Source organism: Citrobacter sp. CK199 (assembly GCF_030333285.1).
Taxonomy (GTDB): Bacteria; Pseudomonadota; Gammaproteobacteria; order Enterobacterales; family Enterobacteriaceae; genus Citrobacter_B; species Citrobacter_B koseri.
In genome coordinates, this window is sequence record NZ_JAOWGF010000024.1 from 17,669 (window position 1) to 36,923 (window position 19,255).

The 19,255-nt window shown below is 53.3% G+C and carries 19 protein-coding genes; 11 read left to right on the forward strand and 8 right to left on the reverse strand.

The annotated features are described in order from the left end of the window. Window positions 1-153 precede the first annotated feature (153 nt). Window positions 154-1,332 (forward strand): serine hydrolase domain-containing protein, encoded by a 1,179-nt coding sequence (locus tag OGX75_RS04270; RefSeq protein WP_012132439.1) that lies wholly within the window; start codon window positions 154-156, stop codon window positions 1,330-1,332. Between the two features lie 182 nt (window positions 1,333-1,514). Next, on the forward strand, window positions 1,515-2,405 hold the full coding sequence (locus OGX75_RS04275; RefSeq protein WP_286451337.1) for a diguanylate cyclase: 891 nt from the start codon (window positions 1,515-1,517) through the stop codon (window positions 2,403-2,405). A 329-nt stretch (window positions 2,406-2,734) separates the two neighbouring features. On the opposite strand, the gene mgtS is transcribed toward OGX75_RS04275, so the two are convergent. Continuing rightward, window positions 2,735-2,830, reverse strand: coding sequence for a protein MgtS (gene mgtS, locus OGX75_RS04280; RefSeq protein ID WP_000901367.1), 96 nt, complete (start codon window positions 2,828-2,830; stop codon window positions 2,735-2,737). Between the two features lie 329 nt (window positions 2,831-3,159). On the opposite strand from mgtS, the gene OGX75_RS04285 reads away from it, so the two are divergent. From OGX75_RS04285 to urtE, 6 genes are all read left to right on the forward strand, one after another. Continuing rightward, on the forward strand, window positions 3,160-4,263 hold the full coding sequence (locus OGX75_RS04285) for a cobalamin-independent methionine synthase II family protein (protein WP_012132436.1): 1,104 nt from the start codon (window positions 3,160-3,162) through the stop codon (window positions 4,261-4,263). A 263-nt stretch (window positions 4,264-4,526) separates the two neighbouring features. Continuing rightward, entirely contained in the window at window positions 4,527-5,798 is a 1,272-nt protein-coding gene (gene urtA, locus OGX75_RS04290; protein WP_049009976.1) for an urea ABC transporter substrate-binding protein, read from the forward strand. A 44-nt stretch (window positions 5,799-5,842) separates the two neighbouring features. After that, a complete protein-coding gene (urtB, locus tag OGX75_RS04295; protein WP_286451336.1) occupies window positions 5,843-7,417 on the forward strand; it encodes an urea ABC transporter permease subunit UrtB in 1,575 nt (524 codons plus the stop codon). Then, a complete protein-coding gene (urtC, locus tag OGX75_RS04300; protein ID WP_012132433.1) occupies window positions 7,417-8,490 on the forward strand; it encodes an urea ABC transporter permease subunit UrtC in 1,074 nt (357 codons plus the stop codon). The genes urtB and urtC overlap by 1 nt, the downstream gene beginning before the upstream one ends. Continuing rightward, window positions 8,490-9,287, forward strand: a complete 798-nt coding sequence (urtD, locus tag OGX75_RS04305; RefSeq protein WP_024130341.1) for an urea ABC transporter ATP-binding protein UrtD — start codon at window positions 8,490-8,492, stop codon at window positions 9,285-9,287. The genes urtC and urtD overlap by 1 nt, the downstream gene beginning before the upstream one ends. Window positions 9,288-9,296: 9 nt before the next feature. Beyond that, entirely contained in the window at window positions 9,297-9,995 is a 699-nt protein-coding gene (gene urtE / locus OGX75_RS04310) for an urea ABC transporter ATP-binding subunit UrtE (protein ID WP_012132431.1), read from the forward strand. Window positions 9,996-10,041: 46 nt separating this feature from the next. Here the strand turns inward: urtE and ydeE are convergent, their stop codons facing one another. Next, complete coding sequence (gene ydeE, locus OGX75_RS04315; RefSeq protein WP_286451335.1) at window positions 10,042-11,229, reverse strand: efflux MFS transporter YdeE; 1,188 nt, start codon at window positions 11,227-11,229, stop codon at window positions 10,042-10,044. 195 nt (window positions 11,230-11,424) lie between these two features. Between ydeE and eamA the strand changes: the two genes are divergently transcribed. Continuing rightward, window positions 11,425-12,324, forward strand: coding sequence for an O-acetylserine/cysteine exporter (eamA, locus tag OGX75_RS04320; RefSeq protein WP_047457143.1), 900 nt, complete (start codon window positions 11,425-11,427; stop codon window positions 12,322-12,324). A gap of 32 nt (window positions 12,325-12,356) precedes the next feature. On the opposite strand, the gene marB is transcribed toward eamA, so the two are convergent. The 3 genes from marB to marR are packed head-to-tail and all read right to left on the reverse strand — an operon-like array spanning window position 12,357 to window position 13,442. Continuing rightward, entirely contained in the window at window positions 12,357-12,575 is a 219-nt protein-coding gene (marB, locus tag OGX75_RS04325) for a multiple antibiotic resistance protein MarB (protein ID WP_110494266.1), read from the reverse strand. A gap of 30 nt (window positions 12,576-12,605) precedes the next feature. Beyond that, window positions 12,606-12,989: an MDR efflux pump AcrAB transcriptional activator MarA gene (gene marA / locus OGX75_RS04330; protein ID WP_024130339.1), complete on the reverse strand. Its 384-nt coding sequence runs from the start codon at window positions 12,987-12,989 to the stop codon at window positions 12,606-12,608. Window positions 12,990-13,007: 18 nt separating this feature from the next. Then, window positions 13,008-13,442 (reverse strand): multiple antibiotic resistance transcriptional regulator MarR, encoded by a 435-nt coding sequence (gene marR / locus OGX75_RS04335; protein ID WP_012132424.1) that lies wholly within the window; start codon window positions 13,440-13,442, stop codon window positions 13,008-13,010. 250 nt (window positions 13,443-13,692) lie between these two features. Between marR and OGX75_RS04340 the strand changes: the two genes are divergently transcribed. After that, on the forward strand, window positions 13,693-14,358 hold the full coding sequence (locus tag OGX75_RS04340) for a MarC family NAAT transporter (RefSeq protein WP_012132423.1): 666 nt from the start codon (window positions 13,693-13,695) through the stop codon (window positions 14,356-14,358). A gap of 53 nt (window positions 14,359-14,411) precedes the next feature. Here OGX75_RS04340 and OGX75_RS04345 read toward each other — a convergent pair whose 3' ends face one another. From OGX75_RS04345 to ptrR, 3 genes are all read right to left on the reverse strand, one after another. Then, a complete protein-coding gene (locus tag OGX75_RS04345) occupies window positions 14,412-15,605 on the reverse strand; it encodes a sugar transporter (RefSeq protein WP_012132421.1) in 1,194 nt (397 codons plus the stop codon). Between the two features lie 164 nt (window positions 15,606-15,769). Further along, window positions 15,770-16,714, reverse strand: coding sequence for an L-lactate dehydrogenase (locus OGX75_RS04350; RefSeq protein ID WP_049011690.1), 945 nt, complete (start codon window positions 16,712-16,714; stop codon window positions 15,770-15,772). Window positions 16,715-16,795: 81 nt separating this feature from the next. Next, a complete protein-coding gene (gene ptrR / locus OGX75_RS04355) occupies window positions 16,796-17,662 on the reverse strand; it encodes a putrescine utilization regulator PtrR (RefSeq protein ID WP_286451334.1) in 867 nt (288 codons plus the stop codon). A 104-nt stretch (window positions 17,663-17,766) separates the two neighbouring features. On the opposite strand from ptrR, the gene sad reads away from it, so the two are divergent. Next, window positions 17,767-19,155, forward strand: coding sequence for a succinate-semialdehyde dehydrogenase (sad, locus tag OGX75_RS04360; protein ID WP_286451333.1), 1,389 nt, complete (start codon window positions 17,767-17,769; stop codon window positions 19,153-19,155). Window positions 19,156-19,255: the final 100 nt, after the last annotated feature.

Here is a 19,255-nt window from a genome sequence, read left to right on the forward strand (position 1 = left end):
TATCAATGTTAAGTAAGCTGCCGGGATACTGGTGTACAATGCGGGCTTCTTTTTATCCGGGGCCCCTGTTTTCATGTGTTCGTATTCTCTTCCGCTTTTCTCTTTGTTTGAGAAAAAACTTGTTGTGTCTGTGAATCAGAACTGATGAGAACAATGAAAATTAAACACCAGATGCTCTGCGTATCCTTATTTGCGCTCATCGGGTGTGGCAACAGCACGCTTTCACAGCTGGATATGCCTGCGCAAAAAAGCGCGCAAGTTGTGGTGGGATACTACGGACGCGGTATTGATCCGATGATTCGGCAATATATGCGGGAAAAAGAGGTGACTGGCGTCGTTGTTGCTGTTATTCAGAATAATGGCCCGGCAGAATTTCACAGTTACGGGATAACCGATGATAAAAATCGTTATCCCATCACGCCAGATACGCTGTTCGCTTTAGGCTCGCTGAGTAAAGGCGTGACGGCAGAAGTGACGACGATGCTGGTGGATGAAGGGGTGTTTAACTGGACGGATACACTGGAAACGTTGCTTCCACAGAATACGCCTTTAAGCCCTGACGCCAAAAATATTACGCTCCTCCAGTTGGTGACTCACACTTCCGGTTTGCCCCGGCAGCCTATGGATTTGCTGACGCTGGAAAACTTAATGCGCTATTTCAGTAACGGTGAGAACTTTTATACGCAGCTGGACAGCGACGCCGTGCTGGGTTATCTCAGTGATTTTACTGCGCCGGACGCGCGCGTTCCGCAGTATTCCAACATCGGCTACGCCATCCTGGGGTATATTTTGCAGCGCAGAACGGGAGAGCCGATCCAGGCGCTGGCGCAACGCATGATATTTGAACCACTGGCGATGACAAACAGCAGTTATACGCCCACCTTATTGAAGGCATACCCGCGAAGAGCGCTGGGCCATGCTGGCGATCAGCCCAAGCTCATTACCCGTGGCCATCTGACGCCAGACTGGGTTTTTAACAAAAATATGATGGGGGCGGCCAGTTTATACAGTAGCGCCCGCGATCTGGCTAATTATGCCCGCGCGCATTTTACATCCACAACCGTTTCGGCCATCGATCAGGCTTTTGCTGAAGCCACACAGACTTATTATTATCGACAGAAAGAAGCAGCGAATATTGCGTGGGTGAGTGATGAGTTTTCTGCGCAAAAGATCACCTATCAGGTCGGATATATTGGTGGGTATTCCAGCTATATTGGGTTTGATAAAAGAAATCGCAACGCGGTAGTGGTTTTGCAAAATAGTTTCAACTGGAGTAATTATATCGGTCAGACGATCCTGACTCGCCTGGCGCAGCAGGGGAAGGGCGATTAAAGATGTTAAGTGCATTGCAAATATTCCAGGATTATTCACTTTTTTCCTTTATTACCACTTTAAAATCATAGCGTTATAGAACCTCCATTTCCTGGTTCGGCCTTCTATTAATAAATTGACATAAATTTGCTTTTGTACCGCTAGACTACGGTACATCAAGGATGTATGCCCAAGGAGTGGCAATGATTAAAAAAACGATAGAAATCGATACCATCTTGTTAGATCTGAACCAGTCTATTGATGCCCACTATCAGTGGCTGGTGAAAATGTTTCGTTGCACAGTGTCTGGCGATGTCAATCAACCCGATATTTTCGATATCAATTCTCACTGTCTGTGTCAGTTCAGCCAATGGCTAAATAATCATCCGGTACACGAACCTGAAGAAAAGGGCTTTGTTATCAAGATTATTATTGCTCATGAACACATGCATACACGAGGTCGGGAATTACTGCGGGCGATCGCGGAGAAACGTTCGGAAGATCACCATTTTGACAGCTTTCAGGAAGCGTTATTAGCATTTACCTCGGCGGTGATGGACTACAAAATATATCTGCTCAATATTCGCAGCAATATGGATATATTAACCGGATTACCCGGGCGCAGAGTCCTTGATGAATCTTTCGATCGTCAGCTTATTGATGCGCAATCGCTTAATTTATATTTGCTGCTTTTTGATATTGACCGCTTTAAATTGGTCAATGACAACTATGGTCATCTGGTCGGTGATAGCGTGCTGCGCACCCTGGCGTCGAATTTATCCGTCTGGACGCGCTACGATGAAACGCCTTACCGCTATGGCGGGGAGGAGTTTGTGATTATCATCCGTACAAAAACGGATGAACAGGCCTGTCGGGCAGGGTTACGTATCTGCCAGCTAGTGGCGGATAATTCGATTAATTACCCTAACGGAGAACTCTCGATAACGGTAACTGCGGGCATTACCCAGGCGCAGCAGGGAGAACCGCTGGATGTCGTCATCGGACGCGCAGACAGGGCAATGTACCGGGGTAAACAAACCGGAAGGAATCGCTGCATGTTTATGGACAAAGATCAGCAAATCACGCGTGTGTAACATGAGCCGAACGGCACGCTCTTTACATAACCGGTTCACTGACATAAGTGTGCAAAGGGATGGAAGCGCGAAACGCCGGTTTTGCTGGTTTAGTTCTATGTTGTTTAACCTTCATTGATATTGTCTGTGTCAGGATGGTAAACGATCCGTTATCTGCGCAGGGAATTGCCTGATAACGCATAAGGTAAAAACACAAATCTATCCATGCAAGCATTCACCGCTGGTTTATCCGGCGGTTTTTTTTGTCTGTCTGCCGGGCGGGTAAAAAAATGGCCCCTTGTGCAGTTACGCTACAAGGGGCCTTGTCGGTGAGGAGCTATCTCCGTTCATTAATCATCCCATTTATGACTGAAATACGCGGCCAGAAAACCAGAAAATAAAATAATTCCCAGAACGGCCATGAAAACGTTCATATTACCCAGCATATAATGCCTCCTTTTATTTGTGTGTTTCCTCTCTTACCTTAATTCACCTCATGAGCACCCATAGTAGCAGATTAAATCTAAACAAATGCTGAATTAGGTGATTATTTCAACGTTAACGTCAGGATTTTTCCGGTACGGGATTTCAGACTATGAAAAAGCGTCACAAAACGATGAGGCAATGTGAATTTATTTCAAGGGTGATGAATTTTTCTCGGTTGTCAGTGAGCAGGTTGCATGTCATTTTTAGACGCATAGCCATCCAGAAGTCTAAACTTCAAATAATAAATTATCACGTCAGGCAACTAACGCCGGGTGAATGAGGAGATCACATGCAAAAACAACAGGCCCCGTTTCGCGCAGACATCGTCGGCAGTTTTTTACGCCCGGACACGATCAAACAAGCTCGTTTGCAATTCGCATGCGGCGAGATAACGGCGCAACAATTGCGCGCGGTAGAAGATGACGCTATCCGCACCGTTGTGGAACAGCAGTGTGCCTGCGGGCTGCATGTCGTCACGGATGGCGAGTTTCGCCGCGCCTGGTGGCATTTTGATTTCTTCGATGGACTGCAAGGCGTTGAACGCTATGACGCTGAGAAGGGGATCCAGTTTAATGGCGTGCAGACAAAAGCGCACGGCGTGCGCGTTACCGGAAAACTGGGATTTGGCGATCACCCTATGCTGGAAGACTTCCGCTATCTGAAAAGCATTAGCGGCGCAGCCGAGCCCAAAATGACCATTCCATCCCCCAGCGTGCTGCATTTCCGTGGCGGGCGCAAAGATATCGATGCTACCGTTTATCCGCATCTGGACGCTTATTTCGATGATTTAGCTACCACCTGGCGCGATGCGATTCATGCTTTTTATGAAGCAGGCTGTCGTTATCTGCAATTGGATGACACCGTCTGGGCTTACTTGTGCTCCGACCAGCAACGTCAGCAGATTCGTGAGCGGGGTGACGATCCTGACGAGCTGGCGCAGATTTATGCCCGCGTGATTAACCGTGCGCTGGAGGATAAACCAGCCGATCTGACGGTCGGGCTGCATGTTTGCAGGGGAAATTTCCGTTCGACGTGGATCTCTGAAGGGGGCTATGAACCGGTGGCGGAAGTGTTGTTCGGCACGGTGAACGTTGATGCGTTTTTCCTGGAATATGATAACGATCGCTCCGGTGATTTCGCGCCGCTGCGCTTTGTTCGACCCGGACGTCAGCAGGTGGTTCTGGGACTGGTGACCACGAAAAACGGCGAGCTGGAAAACCCGGAAGGGGTGAAAGCCCGCTTGCAGGAGGCAGAGCGCTATGTCGCAAAAGAGCAGATCTGCCTTAGCCCACAGTGCGGATTTGCCTCCACGGAAGAGGGGAATACGCTGACGGAAGCCCAGCAATGGGGCAAAGTACGCCTCATCACCGAAATCGCCAGTCAGGTCTGGTAAGTTGCCTCTCTTTGTTACACAGCGTTGCACATTCGTAATGCAACGCTGTTTCATTCTGGATCATTTTCCTCGTTGTATTTCCCGCCTTGTGGTTTCCGATTTTCTTGTTTCAGCCCTGTTGCCGGTTAATAAATTGATATTTATAGACATTTAAAAATCTGGCACCGATTTTGCCTTATCACTTCTGAACATCCTTAATTTGCACCATTTGCCCGTCCGGTTGCACCGGGACTTCCAGCAAGCTTAATTTCAGGAGTGAAACTATGCAGCGTCGTACATTATTAAAAGCCTTTGCACTGTCCGCCTCGGTGGTTGCGATGGGGCTGAGCTTTAGCGTTCAGGCGGCCGATACGATTAAGGTCGGCATCATGCATTCGCTATCCGGCACGATGGCCATTTCGGAAACCCCGCTTAAAGATATGGCGTTGATGACGATTGATGAGATCAATGCTAAAGGCGGCGTGCTGGGCAAAAAGCTGGAACCGGTGGTGGTTGACCCGGCCTCAAACTGGCCGTTGTTTGCAGAGAAATCGCGTCAGCTGCTGAGCCAGGATAAAGTCGCGGTCGTGTTTGGCTGCTGGACGTCGGTATCGCGTAAATCGGTGTTGCCGGTATTTGAAGAGTTAAACGGGCTGCTGTTTTACCCTGTGCAATACGAAGGGGAAGAGTTATCACCGAATGTTTTCTATACCGGCGCAGCGCCAAATCAGCAGGCTATTCCGGCTGTTGAATATCTGATGAGTGAAGACGGCGGCAGCGCGAAACGCTTTTTCCTGCTGGGAACCGATTATGTCTATCCTCGTACCACCAATAAGATCCTTCGCGCCTGGCTGCATGCCAAAGGCGTCGAGGATAAAGATATTGAAGAGGTGTATACCCCGTTCGGACACAGCGATTACCAGACTATCGTCGCCAATATCAAAAAATTCTCTGCGGGCGGCAAAACGGCGGTGGTCTCCACCATTAACGGCGACTCAAATGTTCCGTTCTACAAAGAGCTGGCGAATCAGGGGATAAAAGCGACAGACGTGCCGGTCGTGGCATTCTCGGTCGGTGAAGAGGAGTTGCGCGGTATCGATACCAGACCGCTGGTGGGCAACCTGGCGGCGTGGAACTATTTTGAATCTGTCGACAACCCCACTAACCAGAAATTCGTTGCGGATTACCGGGCATACGCCAAAGCGCATAAGCTGCCGAATGCCGACACCGTCGTGACCAACGATCCGATGGAAGCGACCTATGTGGGCCTGCATATGTGGGCGCAGGCAGTAGAAAAAGCCGGTACGACCGACGTCGATAAAGTCCGCGAGGCGATGGCGGGGCAATCCTTCGCTGCGCCGTCTGGCTTTACCCTGACGATGGACGCCACCAACCACCATCTGCATAAACCCGTCATGATTGGCGAAATTGAAGATAACGGCCAGTTCAATGTGGTATGGCAAACCGACGAACCGGTTCGCGCCCAGCCCTGGAGCCCGTTTATCGCCGGTAACGATAAAAAATCAGACCAGCCTGTTAAAACCGCCAGCAACTGATCTTTTGCCCTCCTGCGGGAGGGCACATTCTGGAGAACACTTTCATGAAAGCCATGCGCTTTATTCGGGGTGTGTTGCTAATGACGTGGCTGGTGCCGTGGATCGTGCAGGCAACCGATGCCGATGTGTTTGTTGGCACCAGCCGGGCGCAACAGGCGACGTTATTAGAACAATGGGCCATCACGCCTGAGGCGCAGCGTTTGCCTTTGTTGAACGCATTAGCGCGTGAGAATGTGCTGACTGATAGCGCAAAACACGCTTTCATTCGGCAGGGTACGCAGGTTCTGCCGCTCGGCGCTGTCGCCGCGCCCGATGGCGAACTGAAAAAAGTTCGTCTGACTAACCGTCTGCGAAACCTGGTCAGCGGGGCGTTAGCCACGCATCAACTATTAAGTGACAATGTCACGGAAAGAGCCGCTGCCGCCAGCCTGTTACAGCGGGAGGCCACGCCCGCGATGCTGCCGCTTTTACAGCAGCGGCTGGCGCAGGAAACGGAAAGCGAAGTGACATCACGTCTGGAGATTGCGCTGGCTAACCTGCAACTGGTGAGTCCTTCCGCTGACGTCCGGCGTCAGGCGATTGTCTTACTGGGGCAGTCGGGCGACCCGGAAACGCAATCACGCCTGCAACCCTTTACGGATGCTGAACATGAACCGGATGCGCGTGTTCGCGAGGCCGCGACAGAAAGCCTGAACGCAATCGCGCAGCGGATGGTGATTGGCGATCTCCTGGGGCAGGCATTTATGGGGCTGTCGCTGGGATCGATTCTGCTGCTGGCGGCCCTGGGGCTGGCGATCACCTATGGATTACTGGGCGTAATCAATATGGCGCACGGTGAAATGCTGATGCTTGGCGCGTACAGCACATGGATGGTTCAGCAGTTTATGGGGCAGTTCATGCCACAGTGGCTGGCGTTTTATCCCGTTGTGGCGTTGCCGGTTGCCTTCCTGATCGCTGCCGGAACTGGAATGGCGCTGGAGCGCGGCATTATTCGCCATCTTTATGGTCGTCCTCTCGAAACGCTGCTGGCGACCTGGGGGATTAGCCTGATGCTGATCCAACTGGTACGCATGACCTTTGGCGCGCAAAACCTGGAGGTTGCCAACCCTGCGTGGCTTTCTGGCGGGGTGCAGGTCTATGCCAACCTGACGTTGCCCTGGAACCGTATCGTGGTGCTGGGGTTCGCCATGCTGGTGCTGTTTTTCACCTGGCTATTGCTGAATAAAACCCGCCTCGGGATGCGCGTTCGCGCGGTAACGCAGAACCGCAGTATGGCGGCGTGTTGCGGCGTGCCGACGGGGCGCGTGGACATGCTGGCGTTTGGCCTCGGGTCGGGGATCGCCGGATTGGGCGGCGTGGCCTTGTCGCAACTGGGCAACGTCGGGCCGGAACTGGGACAGGGATATATTATTGATTCATTTTTAGTGGTGGTGCTCGGTGGCGTCGGACAACTGGCGGGAAGCGTGGCCGCCGCATTTGGGTTGGGTATCTTCAATAAGATTCTGGAACCGCAAATGGGCGCGGTGCTGGGCAAAATCGTCATTCTGATTGCGATCGTTCTGTTTATCCAGAAACGGCCTCAGGGATTGTTTGCGCTGAAAGGGAGGGTTATTGATTAATGACCATGCCAATGACATTAACACTGGCGCGTAGAGCGCCGCGTACTGTCCAGGTTTTTGGCCTCTGCCTGCTGGCGGCGCTGCTGATTCTGCCTTTTCTGGCGCTGCTGCCTGCGGATCACCCGCTGGCTGTCCCGGTCTGGGTGTTAACGCTGGCCGGGAAGATCCTCTGTTACGCCATTGTCGCTGTGGCGCTGGATCTGGTGTGGGGGTATGCCGGAATGCTGTCTCTGGGGCACGGTATTTTCTTCGCGCTGGGCGGGTATGCGATGGGAATGTATCTGATGCGTCAGGCCTCTGGCGACGGACTTCCCGCGTTTATGTCTTTCCTCTCCTGGAGTGAATTACCGTGGTTCTGGTGGGGAACGCAGCACTTCGCCTGGGCGATGCTGCTGGTCGTGCTGGTTCCGGGACTGCTGGCGCTGGTGTTCGGCTATTTTGCCTTTCGCTCAAAAATCAAAGGCGTCTATTTTTCCATTATGACCCAGGCGCTGACGTTCGCAGGCATGCTGCTGTTTTTCCGTAACGAAACCGGGTTTGGCGGCAATAACGGGTTTACGGGGTTTACCACGTTGCTGGGCTTCCCTGTTGCAGCGACCTCCACGCGCGTTGCGCTGTTTCTCGCGACCGTCATATTACTGGTGCTGGCGCTGTGGCTGGGGTATCTCCTTGCGCGCAGTAAGTTTGGCCGCGTTCTGACCGCCGTGCGCGATGCGGAAAATCGCCTGATGTTTTGTGGGTACGATCCGCGTGGCTTCAAACTGCTGGTATGGACGCTCTCCGCTGTTCTGTGCGGTCTGGCGGGCGCTCTGTACGTTCCTCAGGTCGGCATCATTAACCCCAGCGAAATGTCGCCGACCAACTCTATTGAAGCGGCCATCTGGGTCGCGCTGGGCGGGCGCGGCACCTTAATTGGCCCGGTGTTTGGCGCAGTGCTGGTGAACGGCGCTAAAAGTCTGTTTACGGTGATTATGCCGGAGTACTGGCAGCTGTTTCTCGGCCTGATCTTTATTGGCGTTACGCTGTTTTTACCGCGCGGCGTCATTGGTCTGTTTCGCAAAGGAGAAAAATGATGCAACCGGATGACGGACTTTTTACCCGCCAGTTGCCGGGGGATCGTTTTCGCGATCAAACAGACCCGGTTCTGCAACTGGAAGGGATCAACGTCAATTTTGACGGCTTCCAGGCGCTGACGGATTTAACCCTGAACATTGGCGTAGGGGAATTGCGCTGCGTTATTGGCCCTAATGGCGCAGGAAAAACCACCTTAATGGATGTGATTACCGGTAAAACCCGGCCGCAAAGCGGACGCGCGATTTACGATCAGTCCACGGACTTAACTTCGCTCGATCCTATTGCGATTGCCCGCCAGGGCATTGGGCGTAAATTTCAGAAACCGACCGTGTTTGAGGCCCTGACGGTGGAGGAGAATCTGGAACTGGCGATGAAAGAGGATAAATCCGTCTGGGCCACGTTAAGAGCGCGCCTCTCGGGCGAACAGCGGGATCGCATTGACGAGATGCTCGGGTTATTGCGTCTGGGCGCGGAGCGTGGGCGTCGCGCCGGGCTGCTTTCGCACGGACAAAAGCAGTTTCTGGAAATCGGTATGCTGCTGGTACAGGAGCCGCACCTGCTGTTACTGGATGAACCTGCGGCGGGGATGACGGACGCGGAAACGGAGTATACCGCTGAGCTGTTTCGCACTCTGGCGGGGAAACACTCGCTGATGGTGGTGGAGCATGACATGGGGTTTGTCGAAACCATTGCCGACCATGTTACCGTTTTGCATCAGGGGCGCGTGCTGGCGGAAGGGAGCCTGCGCGACGTCCAGGCCAATGAACAGGTTATTGAAGTTTACCTCGGGCGATAGGGAGGACGGATGTTACAGGTGAATGAACTGAATCAATATTACGGCGGCAGTCATATCCTGCGCGGGGTAAGTTTTGAGGCCCGCATTGGCGAAGTAACCTGTTTGCTTGGGCGTAACGGCGTGGGAAAAACCACCTTACTGAAGTGTCTGATGGGGTTAATCCCGGCACGCACCGGCAATGTGATCTGGCAGGGGAAGAACATCACCCAGCGTAAACCGCATCAGCGCGTGCGGGCCGGTGTCGCCTATGTGCCGCAAGGGCGGGAGATTTTTCCTCGCCTGACGGTAGAGGAAAACCTGCTGTTGGGGCTGTCGCGTTTTTCCGCCCGCGATGCAAAACAGGTGCCGGATGATATTTACGCGCTTTTTCCGGTGCTTAAAGAGATGAAGCACCGGCGAGGGGGCGATCTCTCCGGGGGGCAACAGCAGCAGCTGGCAATTGGCCGGGCGCTGGCCTGCCGTCCTCAGCTGTTAATTCTGGATGAACCGACCGAAGGGATACAGCCGTCAGTGATCAAAGAGATTGGGCAGGTGATTTCACATCTGGCGCGTCAGGGGGATATGGCGATTTTGCTGGTGGAGCAGTTCTATGATTTTGCCGCCCAACTGGCGGATCACTACTTATTGATGTCGCGGGGAAGCATTATTCAGAGCGGCAGGGGCGAGAATATGGAAGCGGAGGGCGTCCGCGGTCTGGTCGCGATCTGAGTTCCGGGACTGTACCGGACGTTATCCGGCACAGTCTGGCGTGCCGTCAGCACATTGCGGGCTGCCCCCAGGGTCTGGCCCGCATCCCTTTTAGCATCAGCGCCCAGGCAAGAATAATCGTAACGATCAGCACCGCAAACAGGGACCAGGCGGGCAAGGTGGTGAGGATCACGCCGCTGACCAGCGGGTTGACCGCCGCGCCGAGCCAGCCAAGCGACTGCGCTGAGAAGTAGCTTGCTTTCATCCCCGCCGGAGCAATGTTATCGATCAGCATATATTCGCCCGGGGCGTAAATAACCTCGCCAATGGTAAATACGGCGGCGGAGAGCCCCCAGAGCAGCAGGCTGTTTCCTGAAATCATAAAACCAACCAGCCCAGCCACAAAACAGATTGTGCCGGCCGCCATCAAGGGTCTGATATTTGCGGTCGTTAACCGACGACCTACGGCATATTGCAGGCTGACGACAATCGCCGCGTTGACGGGGAGTACGACAGCCACCACTTTTTCGGCAAAATTACCGTTCGCGACAACCATGACATACTGGGAAATACATGAAGCGAACGCGCCGCTGACAAATGACGCCAGGAAGGCCGACAGGGTAAACCAGAGCAGGGCTTTATCGCGTAACAGCACCGATGGCGACCAGACTGACGCCGTTGTTCCTTCAACGGGCGTCTCTGCGCGCTTCACCCAGGTCTGGATAAACACCAGCGGGAAAGCAGAGCAAATGGCCGCAAGCCAGAACGGCAGGTTGATGCTTTGCATGACCAGCAGGGTGCCAAGCGGCGGCCCGACGGTCCAGCCAATATTGAGCACGGTATAGTTGAGGGAAAATATTTTGCTCCTGGTTGTGGCGGAAAGATTGTCGGCAAACCAGGCTTTCAACACGGTGGCAAAGACGGAGTAGGCGCAGTTTATCAGGGCGAAAAGCAGCACCACCAGCGTGACGCTGTGTACCAGGGGGATGGCGATAAAGCCCAGCAAGAACGCCGAAATTGCCAGAAGCATATAGCGCTTTTTATCGAACTTATCCGCGAGGATGCCGAAACCCAGGCTGAAAATCACGCCGATGGTTAACGCTACCGTCATGGCATAGCCGATCAGATCGACGCTCAGATCGTACTGGCGGTTAAGATAGATCGTCATGAACGGAAGCGTGGCGCCGCGCCCAATGGTCAATAACAGTGATGAGGCGAGTAAAGCGAGGGTGGAGCGTCTCAGCGTTGTGTTCATTTTCCTGCCCGACAATGCGTTTCATTATATTTATTGGTGATTTAAAGCAATAGCACGGCAAAAGTGTGATGTATACCCGGGATGTTGTTCGAAAATGCTCGTCCCACCCTACCTGAATTAATGATCTGTTCCGGGGCGATGATTTCCGTTAACTTAACTTGTTTACAAAAATTTAATATTTGCAGGGGCCGTGGTATGTCGCGTAAAGACGGGTTATTGGCGTTACTGGTCGTGGTGGTGTGGGGGCTTAACTTTGTCGTCATCAAAGTCGGGCTGCACAATATGCCGCCGCTGATGCTGGCGGGATTACGTTTTTTGCTGGTCGCGTTTCCGGCTATCTTCTTCGTTGCGCGTCCGAAAATCCCGCTGTCGCTGTTACTCGGCTACGGTCTGACCATCAGTTTTGGTCAATTCGCGTTTCTCTTTTGTGCGATTAAATTCGGAATGCCTGCCGGCCTGGCGTCACTGGTGCTACAGGCGCAGGCGTTTTTTACCATCGTGCTGGGCGCGTTTGCGTTCGGCGAGCGCTTGCAGGGCAAACAGGTGGCCGGTATCGCGCTGGCGGTGTTTGGCGTTCTGCTGCTGATAGAAGCCAGCCTCAATGGGCAACATATTGCGATGCTCGGGTTTATGTTAACGCTGGCGGCGGCGTTCTGCTGGGCGTGCGGGAATATTTTCAATAAGAAGATCATGCAACATGCCACTCGCCCGGCGGTGATGTCGCTGGTGGTCTGGAGCGCGCTGATCCCGATTATTCCCTTCTTTCTGGCCTCTTTGATTCTGGACGGTTCTGCGCAGATGGTTCAGAGCCTGATTGCGATTGATATGACGACGATTTTATCGCTGGTGTATCTGGCGTTTGTCGCCACGATTGTCGGTTACGGGATCTGGGGAACGTTGCTCGGACGCTATGAAACCTGGCGCGTGGCGCCGCTGTCTTTGCTGGTGCCGGTCGTGGGGTTGGCCAGCGCGGCTGTGTTGCTCAATGAGACGCTTACCGGGTTACAGTTTCTTGGCGCGGTGCTGATTATGGCGGGTTTGTACATCAACGTGTTTGGTTTTCGGCTGCGCAAAGCGGCGCAGGTAAGGGGATAAAAAAAGCCCCGCAGTGGCGGGGCAAAAACGAATTACAGGCTGTGTCCGTTGTAATACGGCACGCCTAATTCGTCGGACTTATCGCTTCCCGCACCCATATGATTGAAATCGAATGGCGACTGATCATGCGCAGACGGCATGACCATCGCATCGCGATTATTTTGTGTTCCAGGTTGTGCGGTTTGCTCCGCAATGCTTGGGCCAGAGACGACAAGCAGCACAGCCAGCATTGCGGAAGACAGAGATTTCATGATTTCCTCGATTACGTCATTAACAGGCGATTAGCAATTACAATGGTTGAGTGGATGCAAATACCGGGATTCGCCATGCATATTGGTAATACGGTACTTATGCGGTGGAACGTCGAAATAGTTTTTAAATGTCCGGGTTAGCGTCTGCTGTGACTCAAAGCCATAACGTTCCGCCAGGTACAGGATCGGCTCGTTACTTTCTTTTAATTTCTGGGCTATTTCAGTCATTTTGCGACTGCGGATGTACTGGCCTAATGAGTGACCGGTCTCTTTTTTAAACATCCGTTGCAGGTGCCATTTGGAGTAACCTGAACGCTCTGACACTTTTTCCAGTGAGAGCGGCGATTCCAGGTTATCTTCGATCCAGTCCAAAATGCTATGAATGGTAATAGCGTCAGTATTGCGTCTGGACATCGTCATACCTCTTTCTGTTTACGGCAGGATTTTCTTAAGCAAAAGCTCAAGTGTTGCCACTTCATCCGCCGTTAAGTTTTTTGTTAGTTCCTGGTGCAGGTCTTGTCCTACTAACTGATGACATTGCTCACAAATTGCCGCGCCGTGTTCGGTGAGTTTCACCAGCACGCCGCGTTTGTCATGTGGATTTGGCAGTCTTTCGATCCAGCCTTTACAGACCAGCCGATCAAGCATGCGCGTCAATGCGCCGAGATCGACAGACAGCACTTTCTTCAGCTCGACCGGGGTAATGCATACCGCGCAACGGATAGAACAGAGCACCTTAAACTGCGATGCGGTGATATCCAGCGGCGACAGATAGTCGTTCAACAGACGATCTTTTTTCTGATTGACCATGTAGATCAAGCGACCCAGCGGGATGATTTCGTTGAATAGGTCACTGGTGCTTTTCACAATGGTTGCCCCGGCAAGTAGTTAGTCACGGCAGATACTATTGCCCAGGCAAATATAAGTCAATCGAATGAATAAGGGGATGCCACGATTTGCTAAAACGCGTCAGTACAGGGGCTGCATCACGGGGTAATTTATTAATAATAATTACTGGTTATGCTTATTCGACATAATGAATGCTTAATGGCGAAACGCCGCGTTTTCCCTTTATACTTGCCGCTTACAACGAGCTTGATGGGGAAGAGATGGCATTATGATGGATTTGTTTAAAGCGATAGGGCTTGGGCTGGTTGTCCTGCTGCCTTTGGCGAACCCGCTAACCACGGTGGCGTTGTTTTTAGGCCTGGCCGGTAATATGAACAGCGCGGAGCGTAACCGTCAGTCGCTGATGGCCTCCGTGTATGTGTTCGCCATCATGATGGTTGCGTATTACGCCGGTCAACTGGTGATGAACACCTTTGGAATTTCCATCCCCGGTTTGCGCATTGCGGGTGGGCTGATTGTCGCCTTTATCGGCTTTCGGATGTTGTTCCCGCAGCAGAAGGCGCACGAATCGCCGGAGGCGAAAAGCAAGTCAGAAGAGCTGGAGGATGAGCCTTCTGCCAATATCGCTTTTGTTCCGCTGGCGATGCCGAGCACCGCAGGACCGGGGACGATCGCGATGATCATCAGTTCGGCCTCTACCGTACGTCACGGCGTCGATTTTCCCGGCTGGGTTATTCTGGTGGCACCACCGCTTATTTTTCTGGCGGTGTCAGTGATTCTGTGGGGTTCTCTGCGCAGCTCAGGGGCGATTATGCGCCTGGTCGGCAAGGGGGGAATTGAAGCTATTTCCCGCCTGATGGGCTTCTTACTGGTCTGTATGGGCGTGCAGTTTATCATTAACGGCGTGCTGGAAATTATTAAGACTTACCATTAAGTCAGAATTCCCCCCGAAAGTCTCAGTAGTATTCAGTCGGGGGGAACTTATCCTCAATGCTGCGGCTGTTCTTCCAGCGAAACAGGCCAGCGGCGAAAGATAATGATCGACCACACCAGCGCCGCCAGGGCTGGCACTGCGCCGACGTAGCCAATAGTGGACATCGACCAGTGTAAACTCACCTGATTCCCCACCAATGCGCCAGCGCCAATGCCAATATTAAAAATGCCTGAGAACAGCGCCATTGCCACATCGGTGGCGTCCGGCGCCAGTGCCAGGACTTTCACCTGCATCCCCAGGCCTATCACCATAATGGCGATGCCCCAGAAAATACTCAGCACGGCAAGATGGCTTTCGCTGTCTGCTGCGGGCAGCAGGAGCATCAGGCAAATCACCAGCAGCATAATGGCAATGCTGATAAGCGGCGAGGCGTACTGATTACCCAGTTTGCCGAATACCACGCTGCCGATAATCCCGGCGCCGCCGAGGATCAGCAGTAATACCGTGGCAAAGTTTGCGCTCAGACCCGCCACCGTCTGTACAAACGGTTCAATATAGCTGTATGCCGTATAGTGTGCGGTGACCACCACGACCGTCAGTAAATAAATACTCATTAGCGCCGGGCGACGGAACAGCAGCGGCAGACTTTTTAGTGACCCAGAATGTTCGCTGGGCAATTTCGGCAGCAGTTTGATCAGGCATACCAGCGTGATTAACGCCCCTATACCAATGGCGAAGAACGTTGTTCGCCAGCCGAAGTATTGACCAACAATACGCCCGATAGGCAGCCCCAGCACCATCGCCAGCGCGGTTCCGGTGGCGATCAGACTCAGTGCCTGCGCACGTTTGCCTGGCGGCGCAAGGCGAATGGCCAGCGAAGCGGTAATAGACCAGAAGACGGCGTGTGCAAACGCGATCCCGATGCGGCTGATTACCAGCACGGTAAAATTCCATGCCAGGAAGGAGAGCACATGGCTGGCAATGAAGAGAACAAACAGGCAGATTAGCAGTTTACGCCGCTCAACCTGACTGGTCAGCAACATAAAGGGCAACGACATCAGCGCCACAACCCAGGCATAGATCGTCAGCATAATCCCGACCTGCGCGGTCGGCATAGCAAAGCTCCGGGCGATGTCCGACAGTAAGCCAACAGGGACAAACTCTGTGGTATTGAAAATAAAAGCGGCAATAGCAAGCGTAACTACCCGTAGCCACGCGACCTTGCGGGAAACAGTGTTTGTTGTCATAAGAGTAAATCGGGTCAGTTGCGAAAAGGCGAGGTCACGATCTTAAAACGTTTGCTGGCGAAAATACAATCGTTTTGTGATGTATGTCTCATTATCGTTGGTGGGCCGATTGATGAAACAAACGAAATGGCGTCCGGGTATGGAAATCATCCCGGACACCGTATTCAGGGGAGTTTTGCGATATTCGCTTTGATGACTTCGGCGGAGTATCTGAATTTCGCCAGTTCATCATCGGCTAACTGTAATTCGATAATTTGTTGAACACCGCTTTGAGTCAGCACCGCCGGTACGCCGATGGCGACGCCGTCAACGCCGTATTCCCCCTCCAGTACGCAGGAGATGGCCAGCGCCCGATGGCTTCCGGTGAAGACGTTCCGGCAAATTTCCGCAATGGTTCCGGCAATACCATATTCAGTGCAGCCTTTGCGGTTATAGATTTCAAACCCATGTTTGCGCACTTTTTCCGCCATCGCCTCGACGTCCAGGATTTTACCCGTACGGCGTTGATAAACATCCGCAATCGGAGAACCGTAGACGGAGGAGTGGGACCAGACCGGGAATTGCGTATCGCCATGCTCTCCCAGAATAAAGGCATCGATGCTTTGCGCGCCGATATCCAGTTCCTGCGCCAGCGCGCGCCGTAAACGGGTGGTGTCCAGCCAGACGCCAGTGCCGATTACCTGGCTGCGCGGCAGGCCTGATAGCGTCCATACCTGCCAGGTAATGATATCGCAAGGATTGGTGGCGATAAGAAAGATGCCGTTAAAGCCGCCATCCATCATTTCCGGCACGATCTTTTGGACGATCCGCGCAGTGTTGTTCAGCTCATCAAGCCGTGTTTGCCCTGGTTTTAATGCGCCGCCGGAAACGGTAATCACGGCGATATCGACATCGGCGCATTCACGCGCCTCTCGGGTGGAAATGGTCATCATCCCCGGCATGTAGGCCGCTGCGTCGGCGAGATCCAAAGCATGGCCTTCCGAGCGATCTCTGTTCAAATCGACCAGAATCAGTTCTTCACAAATATTCTGATTGAGCAGAGCGTAAGCTGCTGATGCGCCAACATTACCTGCCCCAATGATCATCACTTTACGCGCTTTGGTGTTCATGACTGTTCCATATCCGTTTTCGTCTTGCGCAGTATAAAACGCTTCTCCCGGCAGTCGTAGCCCCAAACCCATAGGATAATGCTATGGCTGCGAGGACGGATTCAGCAGGGCGATAAACGCGTCCAGTTGACGGGTCATTGCCCCGCGACGCCACACAAGCCAGGTGTCCAGCCATCGCCACTCTTCGCTCAACGGCCAGGCTTCAACCTGATGATGCCCGGGCATACTTTCCAGCATGGTACGAGGGATCAGCGCGATGCCCGCTCCGGCGATAACGCATGCCAGCATGCCGTGGTACGACTCCATTTCATGAATGGTGCCGGGCATCGCGCGATCGGCATGAAACCAGCTTTCAAAGTGACGGCGATAAGAGCAGTTTGCGCGAAAGGCGTAGATATTGCTGCCATTCACGTCTTTTGCCCGCCGTACGGGGGAATGCCCATGAGGGGCGACAATCATCATCTCTTCATGGTATACCGGCATACCTTCAAGACCCGGATGAGTAATCGGGCCATCAACAAACGCTGCGTTAAGTCTGCCTTCCAGAACGCCTTCGAGCATTGTCCCGGAAGGCCCGGTAGAGAGGGCGAACTGAATTTTGGGGTAACGCTGATTGTACCCGGCAAGTGTGGCCGGGATGCGTACCGCAGCGGTGCTTTCCAGCGCGCCGAGTGAAAACAGTCCCTGAGGTTCATCACCGGCGACCACCATTCGCGCTTCATCAACCAGCGCCAGGATCTGCTGGCTGTAACGCAGAAAGTTATGTCCGGCGGGAGAAAGGCGCAGCCGCTGACTTTCACGAATAAACAGATCCACGCCAAGATCGGCCTCAAGCTGGCGGATTCGCGTAGTGAGGTTCGACGGGACGCGATGCACCTTCGCCGCCGCCTGCGTAATACTGCCGGTTTCGGCCACGGCATTGAACATTTCCAGCTGAGTCAGATCCATAGTTTTCTCTTTTTGTGAACGCAGTGCTTAATATTATTCATTTTTCAGAAAGAGTAAATGCGCCCATTATGCAGGTATATCCCGCAACGTAGAGAGACAAACCGATGACGATGACACCTGCTACACATGCGATTTCCGTGGATCCGACAACCGGTGAAACGCTGGCGATGATGCCGTGGGCCAGCGCTGATGATATTGAAAATGCACTCACTCTGGCTGCCCGTGGATTTGAGGAATGGAAACGCACGACGGTGGCATACCGGGCGCAGAAACTTCGCGATATCGGGCAAGCGCTGCGTAACCGTACAGACGAGATGGCGCACAGTATTTCCCGTGAGATGGGAAAACCGATCCGGCAGGCGCGCGCCGAGGTGGCGAAATCTGCGGCGCTCTGTGACTGGTATGCAGAACATGGCCCCGCGATGCTTAACCCGGAACCGACGCTGGTGGAAAATCAGCAGGCGGTGATTGCATATCGTCCGCTGGGGACAATACTGGCGGTCATGCCGTGGAACTTTCCGCTCTGGCAGGTATTACGCGGGGCGATTCCCATCCTGCTGGCGGGTAACGGCTATTTACTAAAACATGCGCCGAATGTGATCGGTTGCGCTGAACGTATTGCGCAGATCTTCGCCGATGCCGATATTCCGGCGGGCGTTTATGGCTGGGTAAATGCCAGTAACGACGGCGTTAGCCAGATGATTAACGATCCCCGTATTGCCGCCGTGACGGTAACGGGCAGCGTGCGTGCCGGGGCCGCGATTGGCGCGCAGGCCGGGGCAGCGCTGAAAAAATGCGTGCTTGAACTGGGCGGTTCCGATCCGTTTATCGTTCTTAACGATGCCGATCTGGATCTGGCTGTTAAAGCCGCTGTCGCCGGTCGCTATCAAAATACCGGGCAGGTATGCGCGGCGGCGAAGCGCTTTATTGTTGAAGAGGGGATTGCCGGGGAATTTACTGAACGGTTTGTTGCCGCCGCCAGCGCACTGAAAATGGGCGATCCGCTGGCGGAAGAGAACGATCTCGGCCCTATGGCGCGTTTTGATCTACGGGATGAGCTGCATCAGCAAGTGGAGGCATCAATAGCAGAAGGCGCGCGTTTATTACTGGGCGGTGAAAAGCTCGCCGGGGAAGGCAACTATTATGCCGTGACGGTGCTGGGCGATGTGACGCCTGAGATGACGGCGTTTCGTCAGGAGTTGTTTGGGCCCGTGGCGGCGATTACCGTGGCGAAGAACGCCGAACATGCCTTGCATCTGGCTAATGACAGCGACTTTGGGTTGTCGGCGACGCTGTTCACTGCGCGTGATGTACTGGCTCAGGAGATGGCATCGCGCCTGGAATGCGGCGGGGTATTTATCAATGGATACAGCGCCAGCGATCCGCGTGTGGCATTTGGCGGCGTGAAGAAAAGCGGCTTTGGTCGCGAGCTCTCCCATTTTGGCCTGCATGAGTTTTGCAACGTACAAACTGTCTGGAAAAACCGTCTGTGATCATTCCGGCGTCTTCTTGAGGCGCCATGTCACATTACTGCAATAGTTCTGTCATTTTCTCTCCGTACACTCGCGCATAACGCATTGATACAGAAGAATA

Bases quoted from the DNA above. Each gene is read 5' to 3' on its own strand.
- OGX75_RS04275 (WP_286451337.1), top strand. From the start codon at position 1,515: ATGATTAAAAAAACGATAGAAATCGATACCATCTTGTTAGATCTGAAC.
- marA (WP_024130339.1), bottom strand. From the start codon at position 12,989: ATGTCCAGACGCAATACTGACGCTATTACCATTCATAGCATTTTGGAC.
- marB (WP_110494266.1), bottom strand. From the start codon at position 12,575: ATGAAATCTCTGTCTTCCGCAATGCTGGCTGTGCTGCTTGTCGTCTCT.
- urtE (WP_012132431.1), top strand. From the start codon at position 9,297: ATGTTACAGGTGAATGAACTGAATCAATATTACGGCGGCAGTCATATC.
- ptrR (WP_286451334.1), bottom strand. From the start codon at position 17,662: ATGGATCTGACTCAGCTGGAAATGTTCAATGCCGTGGCCGAAACCGGC.
- OGX75_RS04340 (WP_012132423.1), top strand. From the start codon at position 13,693: ATGATGGATTTGTTTAAAGCGATAGGGCTTGGGCTGGTTGTCCTGCTG.
- sad (WP_286451333.1), top strand. From the start codon at position 17,767: ATGACGATGACACCTGCTACACATGCGATTTCCGTGGATCCGACAACC.
- OGX75_RS04345 (WP_012132421.1), bottom strand. From the start codon at position 15,605: ATGACAACAAACACTGTTTCCCGCAAGGTCGCGTGGCTACGGGTAGTT.
- OGX75_RS04350 (WP_049011690.1), bottom strand. From the start codon at position 16,714: ATGAACACCAAAGCGCGTAAAGTGATGATCATTGGGGCAGGTAATGTT.
- eamA (WP_047457143.1), top strand. From the start codon at position 11,425: ATGTCGCGTAAAGACGGGTTATTGGCGTTACTGGTCGTGGTGGTGTGG.
- OGX75_RS04270 (WP_012132439.1), top strand. From the start codon at position 154: ATGAAAATTAAACACCAGATGCTCTGCGTATCCTTATTTGCGCTCATC.
- urtC (WP_012132433.1), top strand. From the start codon at position 7,417: ATGACCATGCCAATGACATTAACACTGGCGCGTAGAGCGCCGCGTACT.
- OGX75_RS04285 (WP_012132436.1), top strand. From the start codon at position 3,160: ATGCAAAAACAACAGGCCCCGTTTCGCGCAGACATCGTCGGCAGTTTT.
- urtD (WP_024130341.1), top strand. From the start codon at position 8,490: ATGCAACCGGATGACGGACTTTTTACCCGCCAGTTGCCGGGGGATCGT.
- ydeE (WP_286451335.1), bottom strand. From the start codon at position 11,229: ATGAACACAACGCTGAGACGCTCCACCCTCGCTTTACTCGCCTCATCA.
- mgtS (WP_000901367.1), bottom strand. From the start codon at position 2,830: ATGCTGGGTAATATGAACGTTTTCATGGCCGTTCTGGGAATTATTTTA.
- urtB (WP_286451336.1), top strand. From the start codon at position 5,843: ATGAAAGCCATGCGCTTTATTCGGGGTGTGTTGCTAATGACGTGGCTG.
- urtA (WP_049009976.1), top strand. From the start codon at position 4,527: ATGCAGCGTCGTACATTATTAAAAGCCTTTGCACTGTCCGCCTCGGTG.